Origin of the sequence: Streptomyces sp. NPDC051909 (assembly GCF_040681095.1) — a bacterium.
Classification (GTDB): Bacteria; Actinomycetota; Actinomycetes; order Streptomycetales; family Streptomycetaceae; genus Streptomyces.
In genome coordinates this window covers 189,926-207,471 of sequence record NZ_JBFAYA010000011.1, presented here as the reverse complement: position 1 = coordinate 207,471, position 17,546 = coordinate 189,926, and the positions used below count along the sequence as shown (strand labels likewise).

Here is a 17,546-nt window from a genome sequence, read left to right as displayed (position 1 = left end):
CGTGACCGGGCCCGTACCGGGGTACGGGCTCCGCCCCTGCCGGGGCCGGGACGGTCCGTCGGTTCCGGCCATGGCTCCTCCTCGTCCCGTCTCGGGATGCGGCGACTCGCCTCTCTCACCCTCACATCCCGTACCACCGCGGCTGGAGGGCCGCTGGGGGCACGGGAGGGGCCGAAGGTCCCCCCGGCACCCACGCGGGTCCGGTCGGGCCCGGGCGTGGACCGTTCGGCCCTCGCAGGCCGGCGGCGATCGGCAGACGGTGGTGAGGCGGGAGAACCACCGCCCAGAGGCTTGAGGGACTCGAACAGGAGGCGCGGTCATGAAGCACCTGAAGGTCGGCGCCCTGATGACCGACCGCGTGGTCTCCGTCGTCCCGACGACACCGTTCAGGGATGTGGCGAAGCTGCTCGCCGAGCACGACATCAGCGGTGCGCCCGTCCTCGACGAGGACGACCGTGTCGTCGGAGTCGTCTCGGAGTCCGATCTGCTGGCGCGCCGACAGCCGACCGCGCGGGACCTCATGACCGCGCCGGCCGTCACGGTGCACGCCGAGGAGACCGTCGCGGACGCGGCACGGCTGATGGTCCGGCGTGGCGTCGAGCGTCTGCCCGTCGTCGACGAGGAGGAACGGCTGGTGGGCATCGTGACCCGCCGCGACCTGCTCTGCGTCTTCCTCCGCCCGGACCCCGAGATACGACGCCGCGTACAGCAGGACGTCCTCGTCGAGGCCATGGGTCTGAGCGCCGACGCGGTCGACGTACACGCGCTGGACGGGGTGGTGACGCTCGAAGGCCGGGTCCGGACACAGAGCCAGGCCCGGACGCTCGTCGGACTCGCCGAACGGGTGGACGGCGTCGTCGCCGTCGTGGACCGGCTGTCCTTCGACCGGCCCCCCGCCCGCCTCGGCTCCCCCGCCCACGACATCATCTGGTGAGGGATCAGCCGGTGAGGGCGCCGCCGGCGCCCAGACGGTCCGTCAGGTCCGCGACCAGCTGCTCCGGACCCTCGTCGGCGCGTACGGTGGCGTCGGCGCCGAGCTTGCGCGCGGCGGCCGGCCGGGGCCCGGCGAGGTCGACGGCGATGATCCGGCCGGGGCTGCAGAGGCGGGCCGTGGCGATGGCGGCGAGGCCGACGGGGCCCGCGCCGACGACCACGACGGTGTCGCCCGGCCGTACGCCGCCGTTCAGGACGCCACCCTCGTAGGCGGTGGGGAAGATGTCGGCGAGCTCGTAGGCGGTGGGGAAGATGTCGGCGAGCAACGGCACGCGGACGAACTCCGCCTGCGTGCCGTCGACGAGATGCCCCAGGATCCAGCCCCCACCGCCGCGGCACTGGCAGCGGCCGCAGGCCGAGATGCAGGAGATCAGGACCCGGTCCCCGGGACGTACCGTTCGGACGTCCCGGAGGACGGCTGCCTTCATGGCGCCCACCCGCTTCCTGTCGCGCGTGCGTCCGTCCTCACCCGGTCGTGCCGCCGCCTCGCCGCACGGGGATCGTCCGTCGGGTCTCGGTCTTCTCCTCGGGCATCGGGACGCGGACGGTGAGGATGCCGTCCTCGTACGAGGCGTCGACCTGGTCGGCGGGAATCGTCGACGGAAGCCGTACGGTCCGGCGGAAGGATCCGTAGCGGAACTCCGAGTGCTCCTTGTCCTGCTCGCTCTCGCTGTGCTCCGCGCTCACCGTGATCAGGTTGTCGTCGACGGTGATCGTGATGTCGTCCGGGTCCATCCCGGGAAGCTCGGCCCGCAGGACGTATCCGCCGGCGTCGCTGGACACCTCCACCGGAATGGAGTGCGCGGCGGTCGCGGGACGCCATCCGGGCAGCCCCGGGAACTCCCGGCCGAACCAGTCGTCGAAGTCGGGGAAGCGGCTGTGCCTGCGTGCCATCTTGTCTCCGGTCATCGTTCTGCTCCTCGTGTACGCGCCCCTGGAGGGTCGCCGGTCAGCGGCCGCTCGCGGTCGGCCGCGAGCGGGGGATCTTCCGTCTCTCCGTTCTCGGGCAGGGGAACGGTGATCACCGGGCACTCGGCGTGGTGCAGCAGTCCGTGGACCGTGGAGCCGAGCCGCATGCCCAGGTAGCCCCCGCGGCCCCTGCGGCCGACGACGACCGCGAGGGCCTCACGGGACGCCCGGGTGAGCTCCTCGACGGGGTGCCCGCGCATGATCACCTGTTCCAGGTCCACATCCGGGTAGCGCTCCGCGCAGCCCGCGACCGACTCGGCGAGCAGCCGCCGGCGTTCGGCCAGGCCCTCGGTCTCGTCGCCGTGGGACAGCAGGGGGCGGGGCCATACCCAGACCGCCATGAGCCGTGCCTCGCGCAGACCGGCCTCCGCGGCGGCGAAGGCGACGGCGGCCCGGCAGTCCCTGCTGCCGTCCACGCCGACGACGATCAGCGGCGGGTGCACGGCCGTGTGCTCCGGTTCGCGGACCACCACGACGGGGCAGTCGGCGCGCGCGGTCAGCGGGACGACCACCGAGCCCTCGCTGAGCACCTCGGCGGCCCTGCCGAGGCGGCGTGAGCCCACTACGGCGAGGGCCGCACCGGGCGTCCGGTCGCACAGGACACCGGCAGGGGCCCCGTCGACGAGCTCCGTCGCGGTCCACAGCCCGTCGTACAGCTCCCGGACCAGGTCCTCGGCGTTGGAGAGCATCGACTGCGCCCGGATCCGCAGGGAGCCCTGGTGCGCGATCGCCGCGTACGGAAGCCGGTCGTGGACCGGGGGAACGGCGACGATCAGGCGCAGCCGGGCGCCTCTGCGCACCGCCTCGTCGGCGGCCCACACGAGGGCCGGGACGGACAGTTCACGGGGGTCGATGCCGACCAGGACGTCGCTCACGGCTTCCCGTCCCCTTCGGCATCCCTGTCCCCGTCCGTGTCGCCGTCCCTGTCGCCGTCCGTGTCCCCCGTCACGAAGCCGGGAGGAACGATCTCCACCGGGCAGTGGGCGTGGTGGATCAGGGCATGAGCGACCCGCCCCAGGGAGGGCTCGGCGCCGAGGGATCGGCGGCCGCGGCCCATCACGATCAGATCGGTGTTCCTGCTCGACTCGATCAGGACTCCGGGGGTGCTCGTGCCCGTCTCCACGTGGGGCACGACGACCGACCGGGGGTAGACCTCGCGGACGCCGTCGGCGAGCGTCCTCATCTCGTGCACGCGCTGCCGTGCGACGGCGTCGAGGTCGTCGAGCATGGACGCGACGCTGCCGACATGGGTGAGCACGTTCCAGACGCTCACCATGCGCAGGGCCGCCTTGTGCGCGTCGGCCTCGGCGGCGGCGAGCGGGAGCCAGTCCAGGTCCGCGGCGTCGTGCACGGCCGCGGTCACGGATCCCGTCTCGGGCCGCTCATGGTCTCCGCGTACGACGATCACGGGGGTTTCGGCGCCCGCCGCCACTCCGAGCCCGACCGAACCGAGCATGAGGGCGGAGAACCCGCCGAGCCCCCTGCTGCCGACCGCGACCGTCCCGTGCCGCCCGGCGGCGCCGAGGAGGCCGGCGACCGGCTCGTGGCGGCTGAGCACCTGGGTGACGGCGAGGTCGGGGAAGCGGGCCCGGACCCCGTCCGCGGTCCCGGTCAACAGGTCGCGGCCCGCGTCGCGTACCGCCCGGATCGTCTCCGTGTCGGCCCAGAAGGCGCGCCGGTCGGTGTCGGCGGCGTGCACGAGGCGCAGGGAGCGGCCCCGGCGGTCCGCCTCGGCGGCGGCCCAGAGCGCGGCCGCACGGGCGGCGGGGGACCCGTCGACGCCCACGACGATGTCGCCGAGCACCGGCCGGGCGAGGATCTCGCTGCTCATGGTGCCTCCTGCGGGGTGCCCACGGCCGGGAACGAGGCCGGGGACACCGCGTCTCCCACGCTGGCACCGGGGTGAGCCCGCGGAAAAGGGCCGTTCGGTCCCCATCGAGCCCTGCTCGGCCCCTCCGGCGAGCGGGCCGGCGGGCACAGCCTGATGTCCTGGCCTCCGTACGCCGTCCGGGACCCGGACGCCGACGTACGGGCCCGTCCGAGGAGGAGGCAGGCCATGACAGCCCAGGTCACCGTCGGTCTTGACGGCTCCGGGGAAAGCGTCGCCGCCGTGCGCTGGGCGGCCAGGGAGGCGGTGCTCCGTGAGACGCCGCTCCGGCTGGTGCACGTCGACGAATGGCCGGACGCGCCGGAGGTGCCCCTTTCCCATGTGCGCGCACACGCCGACCGCGCCGGGAGTCTGCTGCGGGACGCGGCGGACGGGGCACGCGAGGAACACCCCGATCTGGAGGTGTTCACCGAGTCGGCGCACGGCCGGGCCGCCGAGGTACTGACCGCGGCCGCGAACGACTCGGACCTGACGGTGCTCGGTTCGCGCGGTCTGGGCGGCCTGCTGGGTTTCGTGGTCGGCACGGTGTCCCTCGCCGTCGTCGGCGCCGCCCGGCAGCCGGTCGCCCTGGTGCGGGCCGGGAGCGGGCCGACGACGCCCTCCCGCGCCGGGATCGTGGTGGGTGTCGACATCTACCACGGGTGTGAGCCCCTGCTCGGGTTCGCGTTCGCGGAGGCCGCTCGCACCGGCCTGCCCCTGCGGTTCCTGCACAGCTGGACGCTGCCCGCCTCGTACGGCTACGCGGCGATGGTGGATCCGGGGATCGGCGAGGAACTCGGTGAGCGTCTCGTAGGGGGCCTCGACGATCTGCTGGGGCCGTGGCGGAGACGCTACCCCGGTGTGGACGTCACGGCCGGGGCGGTCAGGGGCTCCGCCGCCTACCAGCTGGTCGAGGCGTCGCGGGACGCGGATCTCGTCGTCGTGGGCCGCCGGACCCGGAGAGTCCCCGTGGGCCCGCATCTCGGCCACGTGGCCCATGCGGTCATCCACCACAGTCCCGCGCCGGTGGCCGTCGTGCCCTTGGCGTAGCCGACGGCGGCGGTCGGGGTCCTCGGGAATCGCCCGTCAGGGATCGGGGCGTCAGGACTCGGGGCGTCAGGACTCGGGCCGTCAGGACTCGGGCGGCGTGGACGGCGTCCCGGGTGCGCCCTCGACCAGGATGCGCCGTCCCGTCACCCGGCCCGGGGTCAGTACGACGACGGTGTCGCGCCCGTCGCCCGCCCACGGCGTGGAGTACGCGGCGTTCCGGAGCGACTGGGCCGCCTCCCGGTCCGACACCCGGCGGACGGGGCCGCCGAGGAGCACGCTCCAGCCCTGGCTGAAGGCCTCGTCGACGTGGTCCTGCTCGAAGGCGATCGTCAGGCCCGAGCCCGCCGCCCGCGCGAGCGGCGTGTCCTCCGCCGTCATGAACAGCACTTCTCTGCCCACGACCTGGTAGTTGACGGGGTAGATCTCCGGTCCTTCGTCCGTCATGAGGGCGACACGCCCCACGCCGTGGTCGTCGAGCAGCGCCCAGCATTCCGTCTCGTCGATCTCGTCCATCCGGGCATGGAGGGCGGCCCGGCCCGGGCCGGGCGCGATGTCCGCGGTGTAGCCGGAGAGGTCCTGGACGGTCGTCTCCAGTGCGTTCGCGAGCCGGACCAGGAACTCGATCCCGGGACTGGGCAGGTGGTGCTCCAGGAGTTCGATGTAGCCCGGGGTGGATCCGGACCGCTCGGCGACCTCCTCGCGGGACAGGCCGAGGCGGGTGCGCCTGGCCTCGACGCGGCGGCCGAGGTCGCTCATGTGGTGCCGGGCGGCGGGGTTCATCACCGGTCTCCCTCCGAAGGGGCGGGACAGCAGGTCTGTGGCGAACGCGGGGGGCGGCCGACGCGAGGGCACGACGTGGAGGAAGGATCCATCCGCTTCTCGCGGATCCTGATTGCGCGGTGCGCGGTACGAAGCCGCTGCTCCGCGTCCTCACGCGGATCCTTCCTCACTCCCAGTGGACCACGCCGGCTCCGGCCGTACCAGGGCAGACCGGACCCGACAGCACCCCGTTCGGCCCTTGTGGCGCGGAGCCGGACGACGCAGATTCGTGCTGACGTCCGGAAGGAGTGGATGATGCGTCATCGCAGGATCGAGGAGCTGATGACCCGCGACGTGGTGAGCGTCCGCGGCGACGCGCCGTTCAAGGAGATCGTGCGGGTGCTCGCGCGGCACCGGGTCACCGCCGTGCCGGTGGTGGACGGCGAGAACCGGGTGATCGGTGTCGTGTCGGAGGGCGATCTGCTGCGCAAGACGGCGGACCTGGCCGCCGCCCCGGGGGACGTCCCTGCCGTGCCGGGGCTTGAGGCGTGGGAGCGGGCGAAGGCCGAGGGAACGCGTGCGGAGGAGCTGATGTCCGCGCCTCCGGTGTGCGCTCGTCCCGGGTGGACCGTGGTGGAGGCGGCCCGTCTCATGGAGGTGCAGGGCGTCAAGCGGCTCGTCGTGGTCGACGAGGATGACCGGCTGGTCGGCATCGTGAGCCGACGGGACCTGCTGGGGATCTTCCTCCGGGACGACGACGACATCCGCCGCGAGATCGCCGAGGACGTCCTCGGCGGCACGCTCCGCCTCGGACCGGGCGACGTGACCGTCGAGGTGCGGGACGGCCGGGTGGAGCTCGCCGGCACGGTGCCGTACCGGGGCCTGATCCCGGCGATCGAGCGCATGTGCGCGACGGTCGACGGAGTCGTCTCGGTCTCCCGCACCCGGCTCGCGTACGAGAGCGACGACACCGCGGCGGGACCTGGAAGGTCATGACGCCGACGGTCATGACGCGGACGGTCATGACGCGGGGCGCAGCCGTACCGCCGTGACCTTGTACTCGGGGCACGAGGTCACGGTGTCGGCGTGCTCCGACGTGAGCGCGTTGACGCCGTCCTCCGGGAAGTGGAACGCGCAGAAGACCTGGCCGGGGGTGAGGTCGGTGCCGACCCGGGCGGTCAGCCGCGCCTGTCCGTGGCGGCTGTCGACGAGGACGGGGGCGCCGTCCCGCACCCCGTAGCGCGCGGCGTCCCGCGCGTGCAGGTCGAGGCGGCCGTGGGTGTCGAGCAGAAGGTTGCCGCCGCGCCGGGTCATGCTGCCGGAGTTGTAGTGGGCCCAGCGGCGTCCGGTGACGAGCAGCAGCGGGTAGTCGGCGTCGGGCTCCTCGCCCGGCGGCAGGTAGGGGGCGGCGGAGAGGTGCGCGCGGCCGTCGGGGGTCGCGAACTCCTCGGTGTACAGGGTGGCTTCGCCGGGGCCGTCGGGCGAGGGGCAGGGCCAGGGCACGGCGCCCTCGCGGTCGAGGCGGGCATGCGAGAGGCCGGCGAAGACCGGGGCCACCCGCCCGCACTCGGCGAGGGCGTCGGCGGGAGTGGGGCAGCCGAGGTCGGAGCCCATCGCGGTGGCCACGGCGTGGACGGTGGCGAAGTCGGTGCGGGCGGTGCCCGGCGGCCGGACCGCGCGGCGGACCCGCTGGAACCGGCGGTCGAAGTTGACGAAGGTGCCGTCCTTCTCCAGCCAGGACGCGACGGGCAGGACGACGTCCGCGTGCCGGGCCGTCTCGCTGAGGAACAGCTCGTCGACGACGACCAGCGGGCAGGCGTCGAGCGCCTCGGCGACGCGCCGGCTGTCCGGGTCGGTGGCGCAGACGTCCTCGCCGATGATCCACAGGGCGCGGAGCCGGCCGTCCCTGGCCGCCTCGAACATCTCGGGGATCCGCAGCCCCGGTTCCGGCGGGACCGGCCGGCCCCAGACCGCTTCGGCGCGGGCGCGGGCGGCGGGGTCGGTGACGCGGCCGTAGCCGGGGAGGAGGTCGGGCAGGGCTCCCATGTCGGAGGCGCCCTGGACGTTGTTCTGGCCGCGCAGCGGGCTGATGCCGTGGCCCCGTCCGGTGCCGCCGACGGCGCCGCGCAGGATGGGCAGGTTGGCGAGGGTGCGCACGCCGTCGGTGCCGTGGAGGTGCTCGGTGACGCCGAGCCCGTACACGACGGCGGGGCGTTCGGCCCGGCCGTACAGCCGGGCTGCCGTGCGGATGTCCTCGGCGGGGACGCCGGTGAGGGCGGCGACGCGTGCGGGCGGGTAGTCGGCCAGGAGCGCGGTGAGTTCGTCGAGTCCGGTGGCGCGGGCGCGGAGGAAGCCGGCGTCGGTCAGGCCCTCGGCGACGAGGACGTGGGCGAGGCCGTGGAAGAGGGCGACGTTCGTGCCGGGGCGCGGTCGCAGATGGAGGTCGGCATGGCGGGCGAGGCCGACGGCCCGTGGGTCGGCGACGACGAGGGCGGCACCGGCGAGGGCCCTTTGGAGGAGCCGGGCGCCGACGACGGGGTGGGCCTCGACGGGGTTGGCGCCGACGACGAGGAGGCAGTCGGCGGTCTCGACGTCGTCGAAGGGATCGGTGCCGCCGGCGAGTCCGAAGGAGGCGGTGAGTCCGGCGGCGGAGGGGGCGTGGCAGAGGCGGGAGCAGTTGTCGACGTTGTTGGTGCCGATGACGGTCCGCAGGAACTTCTGGACGAGGTAGTTCTCCTCGTTGGTGGCGCGGGCGGAGGAGATCGCGGCGACCGCGTCGGGGCCGCCGTCGCGTACCGCCGAGCGCAGTCCGTCGGCGACGACGCCGATCGCCTCGTCCCAGCTCGCCGGGGTCAGGGTGCCGCCCCGGCGGACGAGGGGTTCGGTGAGGCGTTCGGGCGAGGTGAGGTATCCGTACGAGAAGCGGCCCTTGACGCAGGCGTGCCCCTGGTTGACGGGACCGTCGCGGGCGGGGAGGACGGCGGCCACCCGGTCGTCGCGGACGACGACGTCGAGGGTGCAGCCGACGCCGCAGTAGCCGCACGTGGTGCGGACCCGGCCGGGGTCGGGGGTACGGGAGGTGAGGCCCTGGCCGGGACCGGGCTGGGTGATCGCTCCGGTGGGGCAGGTGTCGACGCAGCCGCCGCAGGCCACGCAGTCCGATGCCGCCCAGGGGCCGCCGGTGCCGGGGGCGACGACCGTGTCGGCGCCGCGTCCGGTGAGGGTGAGGGCGAAGGTGCCCTGCACGTCGGCGCACATGCGGACGCAGCGGCCGCACGCGATGCACAGGTCGCGGTCGAGACGGACGTACGGGTGGGTGTCGTCCCGCCCGCGAAGGGGGCTTCCGGTGGCGGTGTCCGGACCGACGTCCACGGCCCGGCAGGCTTCGGCGAGTTCACTGGTCGAGGCGTCCGCGAGCGCGTACGGCGGGAGCGCCGAGGCGATCAGGGCGACGGCGTCCCGGCGCAGGTCGCGTACGTCCTCGCCGGCGGTGTCGACCGTCATGCCCTCCGTGGCGGGTGTGACGCAGGCGGCGACCGTCCGCCCGTCGGCGTGGACCAGGCAGGTCCGGCAGGAGCCGACGGGTCGCAGGCGGTCGTCGTGGCAGAGGCTGGGCAGCTCGGCGCCGGCGGCCCGCGCCGCGTCGAGCAGGTTCGCTCCGGCGGGCAGTTCGACCGTGACGCCGTCGACGCGGAGGCGGGTCATCGGTCCCACCCCTCCAGGGCCGCTCCGTAGGCGCGGCCGAGGCTGCGGACGGCGGCGGGCACACCGCGCCCGAAGGCGCACAGGCTCGCCTCGCCCATCAGCCGGGCGAGCCGCGCGTACGCCTCCCCCGGCGTCCCGCTTGCCTCGCGGGCGAGTTCGAGCCCTCGCCGGGTGCCGATCCGGCACGGCGCGCATGCTCCACAGCTCTCCTCGGCGGCGAACTCCCATACGTGCCGCAGGAGTTCGATGGGGTCCGTGCCGGCGTCGAAGGCGACCAGGCCGGCGTGGCCGAGTGCGGCGCCGCGCTCGGCGAGCGCCCGGGAGGCGAGCGGGACGTCGAGGGCGTTCCCGGCGAGGAAGCCGCCGAGGGGGCCGCCGATCTGCAGGGCGACGAGTTCACCGCCGTCCTTCAGGCCCCCGCCGAAGCGTGTGACGATCTCCCCTACGGGCGTGCCGAGTTCGACCTCGTACGCGCCGGGCCGGGCGAACCGCTCGGACAGGCAGACCAGCTTCGTGCCGGTCTCGTCCGGTACGCCGCGCCGGGCGTAGGCCGCGCCCCCGTGCCGCACGATCCACGGAACGGCGGCCAGCGTCTCCACGTTGTTCACGACGGTGGGCGCGTCCCACAGGCCGTGGTCGGTGGGGTACGGAGGACGCGGGCGCGCGACGCCGCGGGCGCCCTCCAGGCGGGCGACGAGCGCGGTCTCCTCGCCGGCCACGTACGAGCCCGCCCCTTCGACGATCTCGACGTACGGCCGGGGCCCCGCCTCCCCGGCCGTGGCGGCGAGGTCCCCGGCCGCCACCGCGTCCCGCACCGCCCGCCGCAGGCGCGCCATCGCCTTCGGGTACTCGGAGCGCACGAGCACGGTCCCGCGCGAGGCGCCGCACGCGAGGCAGGCCAGGGCGAGCCCCGCGAGGACGCGCTCCGGATCCTCCTCCATCAGCAGCCGGTCGGCGTACGAACCGGGGTCGCCCTCGTCTCCGTTCGCTACCACGACGGCGCCGGGCCGGCCCGCCACCGCGGCCCACTTGGCCGCCACGGGGAACCCGGCGCCGCCTCGGCCGCGCAGCCCGGCGGCGGCGACCTCCTCGCGGACGTCGTCGGGACGCGGCGCGGCCGCCGCCCGGCGCCACACGTCCCAGGCGGATTCTCCGGCGACGATGCCCGCCAGGAGGACGGGCGCGGCGGTGGTGTCGGCGACGGGGATGCCGGGTGCGCGCGGCTCCGCGCGTCCGGCGAGCTGGTCGGCGAGGTCGGCCCCGACGCAGGGGCGGGTGCCGTCGAGGGCGGCGGGGCCCGCGTAGCAGTAGCCGAGGCAGCGCACCGTCTGGAGCGAGGTCCGGCCGTCGGCGGCGACGTGGCCGGCCGGCACGCCGAGTGCGTCCTCGGCCTCTCCCAGGTGCCGGCCGCCGCGGGCCGCGAAGCAGGCCGTCGCGGTGCAGACGCGCACATGGCGCTCTCCGCGCGGGGCGGCGAGATCGGCGAAGTACGTGGCGGGACCGAGCCCCGCGGCGCCGGGCAGTCCGGCCGCCACCGCGACCTGGGGCGCCCATTCCTCGGGCCCGGCGGCGGTCGCCGCCCTGATCCGCTCCAGCGCGGCCGGCAGCAGGCCACCGCGCGCTCCGTGCCGTGCGGACAGCTCGCGGAGCGCGTCTCGGTGCCCGCCCGGCTCTCCGGGCATCCGACCGGCCATGGTCCCAGGGTGACCGGGGACGCCTCCGCCCGCATCCGGACACCCAGGGTGACCGGGAGGGCACCTCCGTCCGGATCCGGAGGGCACGAGCTACGACTCGCCGCTCCGCAGGGTGTTCAGGCGCCTGCGGTACTCCTCCTCGTCGATCTCGCCGCGGGCCAGCCGCTCACCGAGGATCTGCTCGGGCGCCGTGGGGCCGCCCTTGCGTGCGGGCTGTTCCGTCGCCCGGTTCAGGGTGCGGAAGACCAACACGACGGCGGTGATGAGGAGGCCCCAGAACAGCACCATCCCGGCCGACATGGCGAACCAGCCCCATCCGTTCATCCCGTTGCCGTACCAGAACATCATGTCCGCTCACGCTCCTGCCGGCCGGACCGGCCGGCGGGGCGTCCCCGCCTTCGGTCGGGCCTGTGCACCCCACGGTCCTCGGCCCGGAACACGGCGCACAGGGGCCGACCGGACCCCGGTGCGGGCCGGTCGGGCCCCCGGTCGGGCCTGCATGGCCGTAGCGGGCCCTTCCTTCCGGGGTTCGTATGGAAGGCATGAACAGCGACCGGCCCCTCCTGGTCGCCACCGGAGTCCGCAAGATCTACCGGACGGGCTCGGTGGCGGTCACCGCCCTGGACGACCTGGACCTGCTCGTACGCCATGGCGAGCTCGTGGGGGTCATGGGCCCGTCCGGGTCCGGCAAGACGACCTTGCTGAACTGCCTGTCCGGTCTCGACGGCATCGACGGCGGCCGGGTGGAGATCGACGGCCACGACCTCTTCGCCATGTCGGACGCCGCGCGCACCGAGCACCGGGCCCGCACCATGGGCTTCGTCTTCCAGTCGTTCAACCTCATCCCGGTCTTCTCCGCGGCGGAGAACGTCGAACTCCCCCTGCTGCTGGTGGGCACCCGGCCGCGCGAGGCACGGCAGCGGGCGCTGGCCATGCTCGACCGGGTCGGCCTGGCCCACCGGGTCGAGCACCGGCCCGGCGAGCTGTCCGGAGGCGAACAGCAGCGGGTGACCATCGCCCGTGCCCTCGCCGGACGGCCGGCCATCGTGTGGGCGGACGAACCGACCGGCAACCTCGACAGCGCCATGGCGGGTCAGGTCATGGACCTGCTGTGCGAGCTCAACCGGGAGGAGGGCCAGACGATCGTCCTGGTCACCCATGACGCCGCCATCGGCGCACGCGTGCCCCGGCTGATCCGGATGCGCGACGGCCGCCTGGTCGACGACCTCCGGCAGGTCGCCGCGGCCACGGGCGCGGTCGGCGACCTGTCCCGGGATCCGTGATGTATCCGAACCTGCTCGCCCCCCTGCTCATCGCCCTGGCGCTCGCGGTGGCGGCACTCGTCCTGGTCACCGTCCGGCAGCCGGTCTCCCGCCGACTGGCCTTCCGCCAGCTCGCCCGGCGGCGCACCGAGGCCGCGCTCGTGATCGGCGGGTCGGTGCTCGGCACGGCCATCATCATCGGGGCCCTGGTCGTCGGTGACACCCTGAACTTCTCCGTACGCCAGGAGGCGTACCGGACGCTGGGCCCCGTGGACGAGCGCGTCGTCGCACCGCCCGGGCCCGCCGGACGCGAGGTCGCCGAGCGGCTGGCCGTCCTGGAGGGCGATCCCGACGTCGACGGCGTGCTGAACGCCCAGGCCACCCAGGCATCGGCGGTCTCGCGCTCCGGCGACCGGACCGTCGCCGAACCCCGCGTCCTGGCCTGGCAGATGGACTTCGACAAGGCGTCGGGCTTCGGCGCGGCGGGCGGGGGGTCCGGGATCGACGGGCCCGGCCCGAGGACCGGCGAGGTCGTGATCAACGCGCCGCTGGCGCAGTCGCTGCGCGTGGGAGCCGGGCAGCCGATCACCCTCTATCTGTTCGGCACGCCGCACACGTACCGCGTGGACCGTGTGGTGCCGGAACAGGGACTGGCCGGTGTGGGCCTGGGCGGCAGGCTGAACCGTGACGCCTTCCTGGCACCGGGCACGCTGGAGTCCGCCGCCCGGGCCGCCGGCGCCGAGCCGCGCTCGGTCACCTTCGTCTCCAACCGCGGCGGTGTCGAGAGCGGCGACGCCCTGACGGCGCGGGTGACCTCGGACGTGCGCGAGGCCCTGGGCCCGCTCGCGTCCCGGACGGCGATCGAGACGCCGAAGCACACCGTGCTGCGCGAGGCCGAGGAGGCCGGCGACTCCCTCGGCGCGCTGTTCCTGATGATCGGCAGTTTCAGCATCATCGCCGGCGCGCTGCTCCTGGTGAACATCTTCGTCATGCTGGGCGAGGAGCGGAAGTCGCAGATGGGCATGGTGCGGGCCATCGGGATGAAGCGCTCGCGCCTGGTCGCCTCGTTCACGGTCGAAGGAGCCGCCTACGCGCTGCTCTCCGCGCTGCCGGGTGTGGCCATCGGCGTCGCCGTCGGCTGGGGCGTCTCCGTGGTGGCCGCGCAGATCTTCAGCGGCTGGTCGGTCGGCGGAAGCAGCATCCGGATCGCCTTCGCCGTGACGCCCACCAGCATCCTCAACGGCGTCGCCATGGGGCTGCTCATCGCCTTCGCCGCGATCCTCGCGACCAGCGTGCGGATCAGCAGGTTCAACATCATCGCCGCCATCCGCGACCTTCCCACCACGGCCGGGCGGGAGCCGCGACGCCGACTGCTCCTCGTGTCCTCCGCGCTGACGGTGCTGTGCGCGCTCGTCGCGGTTCCGGCACTGGCGCGCAGCCAGCCCGACGCGACCTACCTCATGCCGGCGCTCGCTCTGGCGTTCGCAGCCCCGGCGCTGTCGCGCCTCCTCCCCCGTCATACGGTCACGACCCTCGTGGCGGGAGCCGTCCTCGCCTGGACGCTGCTGGCCCCGGTCGTCCGCCCGGCGATCTTCGACACGCCGTCGATGTCCGTCTACGTGATCCAGGGAGCCCTGGCCGCCTTCTCCGCCGTGGTGCTGGTCAGCGACAACCAGAAGACGCTGCTCCGCCCCGTGCGGCGGTTCCTCCAGCGCCCGTCGGAGTCGGGCCTGGCGAAGCGGCTCGCCGTCGCCTACCCGCTGGCGAAACGGTTCCGAACCGGCGCCACGCTCGTGATGTACACGCTGATCGTGTTCGTCCTCGTCCTTCTGACGGAGATCTCCGGCATCCTCCGCGCCGGTGTCGACGGAGTCGTCGCCGACGCCACGGCCGGCTACTCCCTGCGGCTCGACTACAACCCCCAGGTGGCGGGCGACCGGCTCGTCGCCGAACTGCGCGACGGTCCGTCGTCCGCCGGAATCGCCACCACGACACCGCTGCTCAACGCCACCGGCCGGGCCACCGACCCGGGGCACCGCAGCACCCAGCCGCTGGACATCGCGGCCGTGGGCGTGCCGGACGGCGCGATCACCGGCATCACCTTCCGCGAGCGGCTGCCCGGACTCGCGGACGACCCCGCGGTCTGGCGCACCCTGGCGTCCGATCCGCGGTACGTCGTCATCGACGGCTTCTTCGGCAGCACCGGTGGCCCGGCCGGCGACTACTACGACCCCGGCGACACCCTCACCGTGACCGACCCGCGCACCGGCCGCGCCGAACAGAAGGTCATCGCCGGCGTGCTCAGCAACGGGATGGTCTTCTACCCGGGCACCGGGGCCAGTTCGACCACGTACCCCGTGGTCATGGGCGAGCGGAGCATGCGCGGACTGTTCGGCGGCCAGGCCCAGAACGCCTCCGCCCTCGTCAGCACCCGCCCCGGGACCTCTCCCGACGCGCTTGCGACCCAACTGCAGGGCGAGCAGCTGTCGTCCAGTCTGGTCGCCACCCCGATCGCCTCCGAGATCCGCCACCAGTTCGACTCCAGCACCGCCTTCTTCCGCCTCATGCAGGGGTTCCTCGCCCTCGGCCTCGGCGTGGGCATCACCGGCCTCGGCGTCGTCATGGTCCGGGCCGTACGCGAGCGCCGGCGCACCATCGGAATCCTGCGGGCCCTCGGCTTCCGGGCGCGGACCGTTCGGCGGTCCTTCCTCTGGGAGAGCGCGTTCGTCGCCTCGGAGGGGATCGTCCTCGGGTCCCTGCTCGGCGTCCTCACGACCTGGCTCATGTACCGCAACAGTGCGGCCTTCACGGGTCTCGAAGGCGGGTTCCCCGTCGAGTGGACCAACATCCTCGGCCTGGCCGCGGCCACCTTCGCCGCCTCGCTCCTGGCCACGGTGGGCCCGGCCCGCCGCGCCGCCGCGATCCGCCCGGCCCGCGCGGTCCGCGTCGCGGACTGACGCGACGGGACATTGTCGCGATCACGTCACCACCCGATCCGGCTTCCGCACAGCGCTGGGCCCTGGCCGAAAAATTTGCCATCGTGATGCCGCGTCGGGGGGCCATCGGCACTCTCGACGAACAGCCTTGATTGCAAGGCCAGTTGGGCTCGACCGGTTCGACCTCTCCGTCAGGTCCCGCCATCACAAGAGGAATTCGGGGGAATCATGTCTCTTCGCAATCGGCTCACCCGCCGCGCACGGCTCACCCTCATCGGCGTCACCGCGGGCGGTGTCGTGGCCGCCGCGGTCGCCGTCGTACCGTCGCTCGCCGACAACGGCACCCCTCGTCCGGCGACGGCCGCCGAGCAGCAGGAGGCCGCGTACGGGCCGGAGCCCGAGGCCGACAGCACGCTCGTCACCCAGCCCGGCGAGCTGACGACCCTGGCCACGGCCACGCTCTCGCGCGACACGATGATCAACCGGGCCCGCACCTGGCTCACGGCGAACAACGGGGGCCCGGTCCCGTACAGCATGGAGCGCGTCTGGAAGGACGGCTACCGCCAGGACTGCTCCGGCTTCGTCTCCATGGCCCTCGGCCTCGGCAGGCCCGGACTCAACACCGTCGGCCTCGCCGACTCGCGCAACGGCGTCACCACCCGGCTCGGCAGCGTGAGCCAGCTCCAGAAGGGTGACCTGCTGATCGACCACCGGACCGACGACGGCGACTTCCGGCACGTGGTGATCTTCGAGAAGTGGGCCAACGCCTCGCACAGCGCCTACTGGGCGTACGAACAGCGCGGTACGTACGGCACGACCCACCGGCAGCTCAGGTACGGGATCGGCAACGACAACTACGACCCGTTCCGCCCGGTCAAGCTGGGCGGCGGTACCGGCGGTGGCGGCGGTGGGCAGCTCCCGGCCCCGAGCGTCTCCTGGCCGACCCTCAAGAGCGGCTCCAGAGGCGCGGACGTGCAGTCCGCCCAGCAGCTGCTGACCGCACGGGGCTACAAGGTCGACGTCGACGGCGCGTTCGGCCCCAGGACCCACGCCGCGGTGGTCCAGTTCCAGAAGTCCCGGTCCCTGGCCGCCGACGGGATCATCGGCCCGAACACCTGGTCCACGCTGGTCCAGACCGTGCAGTACGGCTCGTCCGGCCAGGCGGTGAAGGCGGCGCAGACGCAGCTGAACGTCTACGGGTACGGCCTCAAGGTCGACGGCGCGTTCGGCGCGAACACGAAGTCGGCGGTGATCGCCTTCCAGCAGAAGCACGACCTGCAGGTCGACGGGGTCGTCGGCCCGCAGACCTGGCGCGCGCTCCTCGGCAGCCGCTGAAGTTCCCCGCCACACCTGCCGGGCGCGCGTTCGACGCGGCCCCTCGGGTAGCTCGTTCGGGTGATTCAACCACCCGAACGCCAGACGCCCCGTTCTCCGATCTCGTTCGTTATGCGGGAGGTGAACGGGGCGAACGGGTCAAAGGAAAGGTTTCTTCGACCGGTGCCCCGCCTATTACGAGTGAACCGCACACCCCAGGGACACCGCATCATGCACCCCACGCCGTCCAGCCCACCGGGCCCGCTCCCCACGACGGAGCGGCCGCCCCCGACCCCCGAGTCGGACTTCGACGCGCTGTACGTCTCCACCGTGCCCGGTCTCACCCAACAGGCCTATGTGCTGACCGGATCCCGCAGCCTCGCCTTCGAATCGGCCGAGCAGGCCTTCCACCGGGCCTGGGAGCACTGGCCGGAGGTCGCGCACGACCCCGACCCCGCCGGGTGGGTACGGGCCCGCGCCCACGAGTACGCCCTCTCCCCCTGGCACCGGCTGCGGCCCGGCCTGAGCCGCGCGCATCCGTCGCCCGCCGACCCCGTGACACGGGCTCTCCTGACACTCCCGCCGTGGCAGCGCCGGACGCTGCTGCTGTGCGACGGCCTGGACCTGAGCGTGGAAGAAGCGGCCGCCGAGACACAGGCGACCACCTACGCGACCACCCGCCGGCTGCGGAACGCCCGCGCCGCCCTCAGCCGACAGGTGCCGGACGACGCCTCCGGCTCCCCTCGCGAGGCCCTCAGGACACGCGTCAAGGACGCCTCGGTCGCCACCCTCGCCCAACCCTGGTCCGTCCGCGCCGCCAGCGAACGCCGCGCACGCGCCGTCGCACGCGCCGTGTTCGGGGCGACGGCGATCCTCATCGCCCTCGTCACCGCGACCAGCGCCCTCTCGTCGGCACCCGGCGGCACCATGGACGACAGCCGGCCTCCCCGACAGGTGACCACGACCGCCGGGGAATAGTCCCCGGCCCGGCTCCGCG

Annotated in this window: 14 protein-coding genes and 1 pseudogene; 7 read left to right on the top strand and 8 right to left on the bottom strand. The window is 73.9% G+C overall.

The window, feature by feature from the left end:
- Window positions 1-319: 319 nt before the first annotated feature.
- Window positions 320-934 (top strand): CBS domain-containing protein, encoded by a 615-nt coding sequence (locus AB0M18_RS19760; RefSeq protein ID WP_365759628.1) that lies wholly within the window; start codon window positions 320-322, stop codon window positions 932-934.
- Between the two features lie 25 nt (window positions 935-959).
- Here AB0M18_RS19760 and AB0M18_RS19755 read toward each other — a convergent pair.
- The 4 genes and pseudogenes from AB0M18_RS19755 to AB0M18_RS19740 form a co-directional block, all read right to left on the bottom strand.
- Window positions 960-1,400 (bottom strand): annotated as a pseudogene (locus tag AB0M18_RS19755) (alcohol dehydrogenase); the annotation flags it as partial.
- Window positions 1,401-1,458: 58 nt separating this feature from the next.
- Window positions 1,459-1,902, bottom strand: coding sequence for an Hsp20/alpha crystallin family protein (locus AB0M18_RS19750; RefSeq protein WP_365759626.1), 444 nt, complete (start codon window positions 1,900-1,902; stop codon window positions 1,459-1,461).
- Window positions 1,899-2,837, bottom strand: a complete 939-nt coding sequence (locus tag AB0M18_RS19745) for a universal stress protein (RefSeq protein ID WP_365759624.1) — start codon at window positions 2,835-2,837, stop codon at window positions 1,899-1,901. The genes AB0M18_RS19750 and AB0M18_RS19745 overlap by 4 nt, the downstream gene beginning before the upstream one ends.
- Complete coding sequence (locus tag AB0M18_RS19740) at window positions 2,834-3,793, bottom strand: universal stress protein (RefSeq protein WP_365759622.1); 960 nt, start codon at window positions 3,791-3,793, stop codon at window positions 2,834-2,836. The genes AB0M18_RS19745 and AB0M18_RS19740 overlap by 4 nt, the downstream gene beginning before the upstream one ends.
- Before the next feature lie 225 nt (window positions 3,794-4,018).
- Here AB0M18_RS19740 and AB0M18_RS19735 point away from each other — a divergent pair, with 225 nt between their 5' ends.
- On the top strand, window positions 4,019-4,879 hold the full coding sequence (locus AB0M18_RS19735) for a universal stress protein (RefSeq protein WP_365759620.1): 861 nt from the start codon (window positions 4,019-4,021) through the stop codon (window positions 4,877-4,879).
- 81 nt (window positions 4,880-4,960) lie between these two features.
- On the opposite strand, the gene AB0M18_RS19730 is transcribed toward AB0M18_RS19735, so the two are convergent.
- Window positions 4,961-5,659 (bottom strand): pyridoxamine 5'-phosphate oxidase family protein, encoded by a 699-nt coding sequence (locus tag AB0M18_RS19730; protein ID WP_365759618.1) that lies wholly within the window; start codon window positions 5,657-5,659, stop codon window positions 4,961-4,963.
- 294 nt (window positions 5,660-5,953) lie between these two features.
- Here AB0M18_RS19730 and AB0M18_RS19725 point away from each other — a divergent pair, with 294 nt between their 5' ends.
- A complete protein-coding gene (locus tag AB0M18_RS19725) occupies window positions 5,954-6,634 on the top strand; it encodes a CBS domain-containing protein (RefSeq protein WP_365759615.1) in 681 nt (226 codons plus the stop codon).
- A gap of 24 nt (window positions 6,635-6,658) precedes the next feature.
- Here AB0M18_RS19725 and fdhF read toward each other — a convergent pair whose 3' ends face one another.
- The 3 genes from fdhF to AB0M18_RS19710 form a co-directional block, all read right to left on the bottom strand.
- The gene (gene fdhF / locus AB0M18_RS19720) at window positions 6,659-9,343 is read right to left on the bottom strand and encodes a formate dehydrogenase subunit alpha (protein ID WP_365759613.1); all 2,685 of its coding nucleotides are present in this window, start codon (window positions 9,341-9,343) and stop codon (window positions 6,659-6,661) included.
- Window positions 9,340-11,037 (bottom strand): NADH-ubiquinone oxidoreductase-F iron-sulfur binding region domain-containing protein, encoded by a 1,698-nt coding sequence (locus tag AB0M18_RS19715; RefSeq protein ID WP_365759611.1) that lies wholly within the window; start codon window positions 11,035-11,037, stop codon window positions 9,340-9,342. The genes fdhF and AB0M18_RS19715 overlap by 4 nt, the downstream gene beginning before the upstream one ends.
- A gap of 90 nt (window positions 11,038-11,127) precedes the next feature.
- Complete coding sequence (locus tag AB0M18_RS19710) at window positions 11,128-11,385, bottom strand: SHOCT domain-containing protein (RefSeq protein WP_365759609.1); 258 nt, start codon at window positions 11,383-11,385, stop codon at window positions 11,128-11,130.
- Window positions 11,386-11,579: 194 nt separating this feature from the next.
- Here AB0M18_RS19710 and AB0M18_RS19705 point away from each other — a divergent pair, with 194 nt between their 5' ends.
- From AB0M18_RS19705 to AB0M18_RS19690, 4 genes are all read left to right on the top strand, one after another.
- Entirely contained in the window at window positions 11,580-12,320 is a 741-nt protein-coding gene (locus AB0M18_RS19705; protein ID WP_365759607.1) for an ABC transporter ATP-binding protein, read from the top strand.
- Window positions 12,320-15,256 carry an FtsX-like permease family protein gene (locus AB0M18_RS19700; RefSeq protein ID WP_365759605.1) on the top strand — a complete coding sequence of 979 codons (2,937 nt, stop codon included), beginning with the start codon at window positions 12,320-12,322 and terminating at the stop codon, window positions 15,254-15,256. Before AB0M18_RS19705 ends, AB0M18_RS19700 begins: the two co-directional genes overlap by 1 nt.
- A 207-nt stretch (window positions 15,257-15,463) precedes the next feature.
- Window positions 15,464-16,570 (top strand): peptidoglycan-binding protein, encoded by a 1,107-nt coding sequence (locus AB0M18_RS19695; RefSeq protein WP_365759603.1) that lies wholly within the window; start codon window positions 15,464-15,466, stop codon window positions 16,568-16,570.
- A gap of 210 nt (window positions 16,571-16,780) precedes the next feature.
- On the top strand, window positions 16,781-17,527 hold the full coding sequence (locus AB0M18_RS19690) for a hypothetical protein (RefSeq protein ID WP_365759601.1): 747 nt from the start codon (window positions 16,781-16,783) through the stop codon (window positions 17,525-17,527).
- Window positions 17,528-17,546 lie beyond the last annotated feature (19 nt).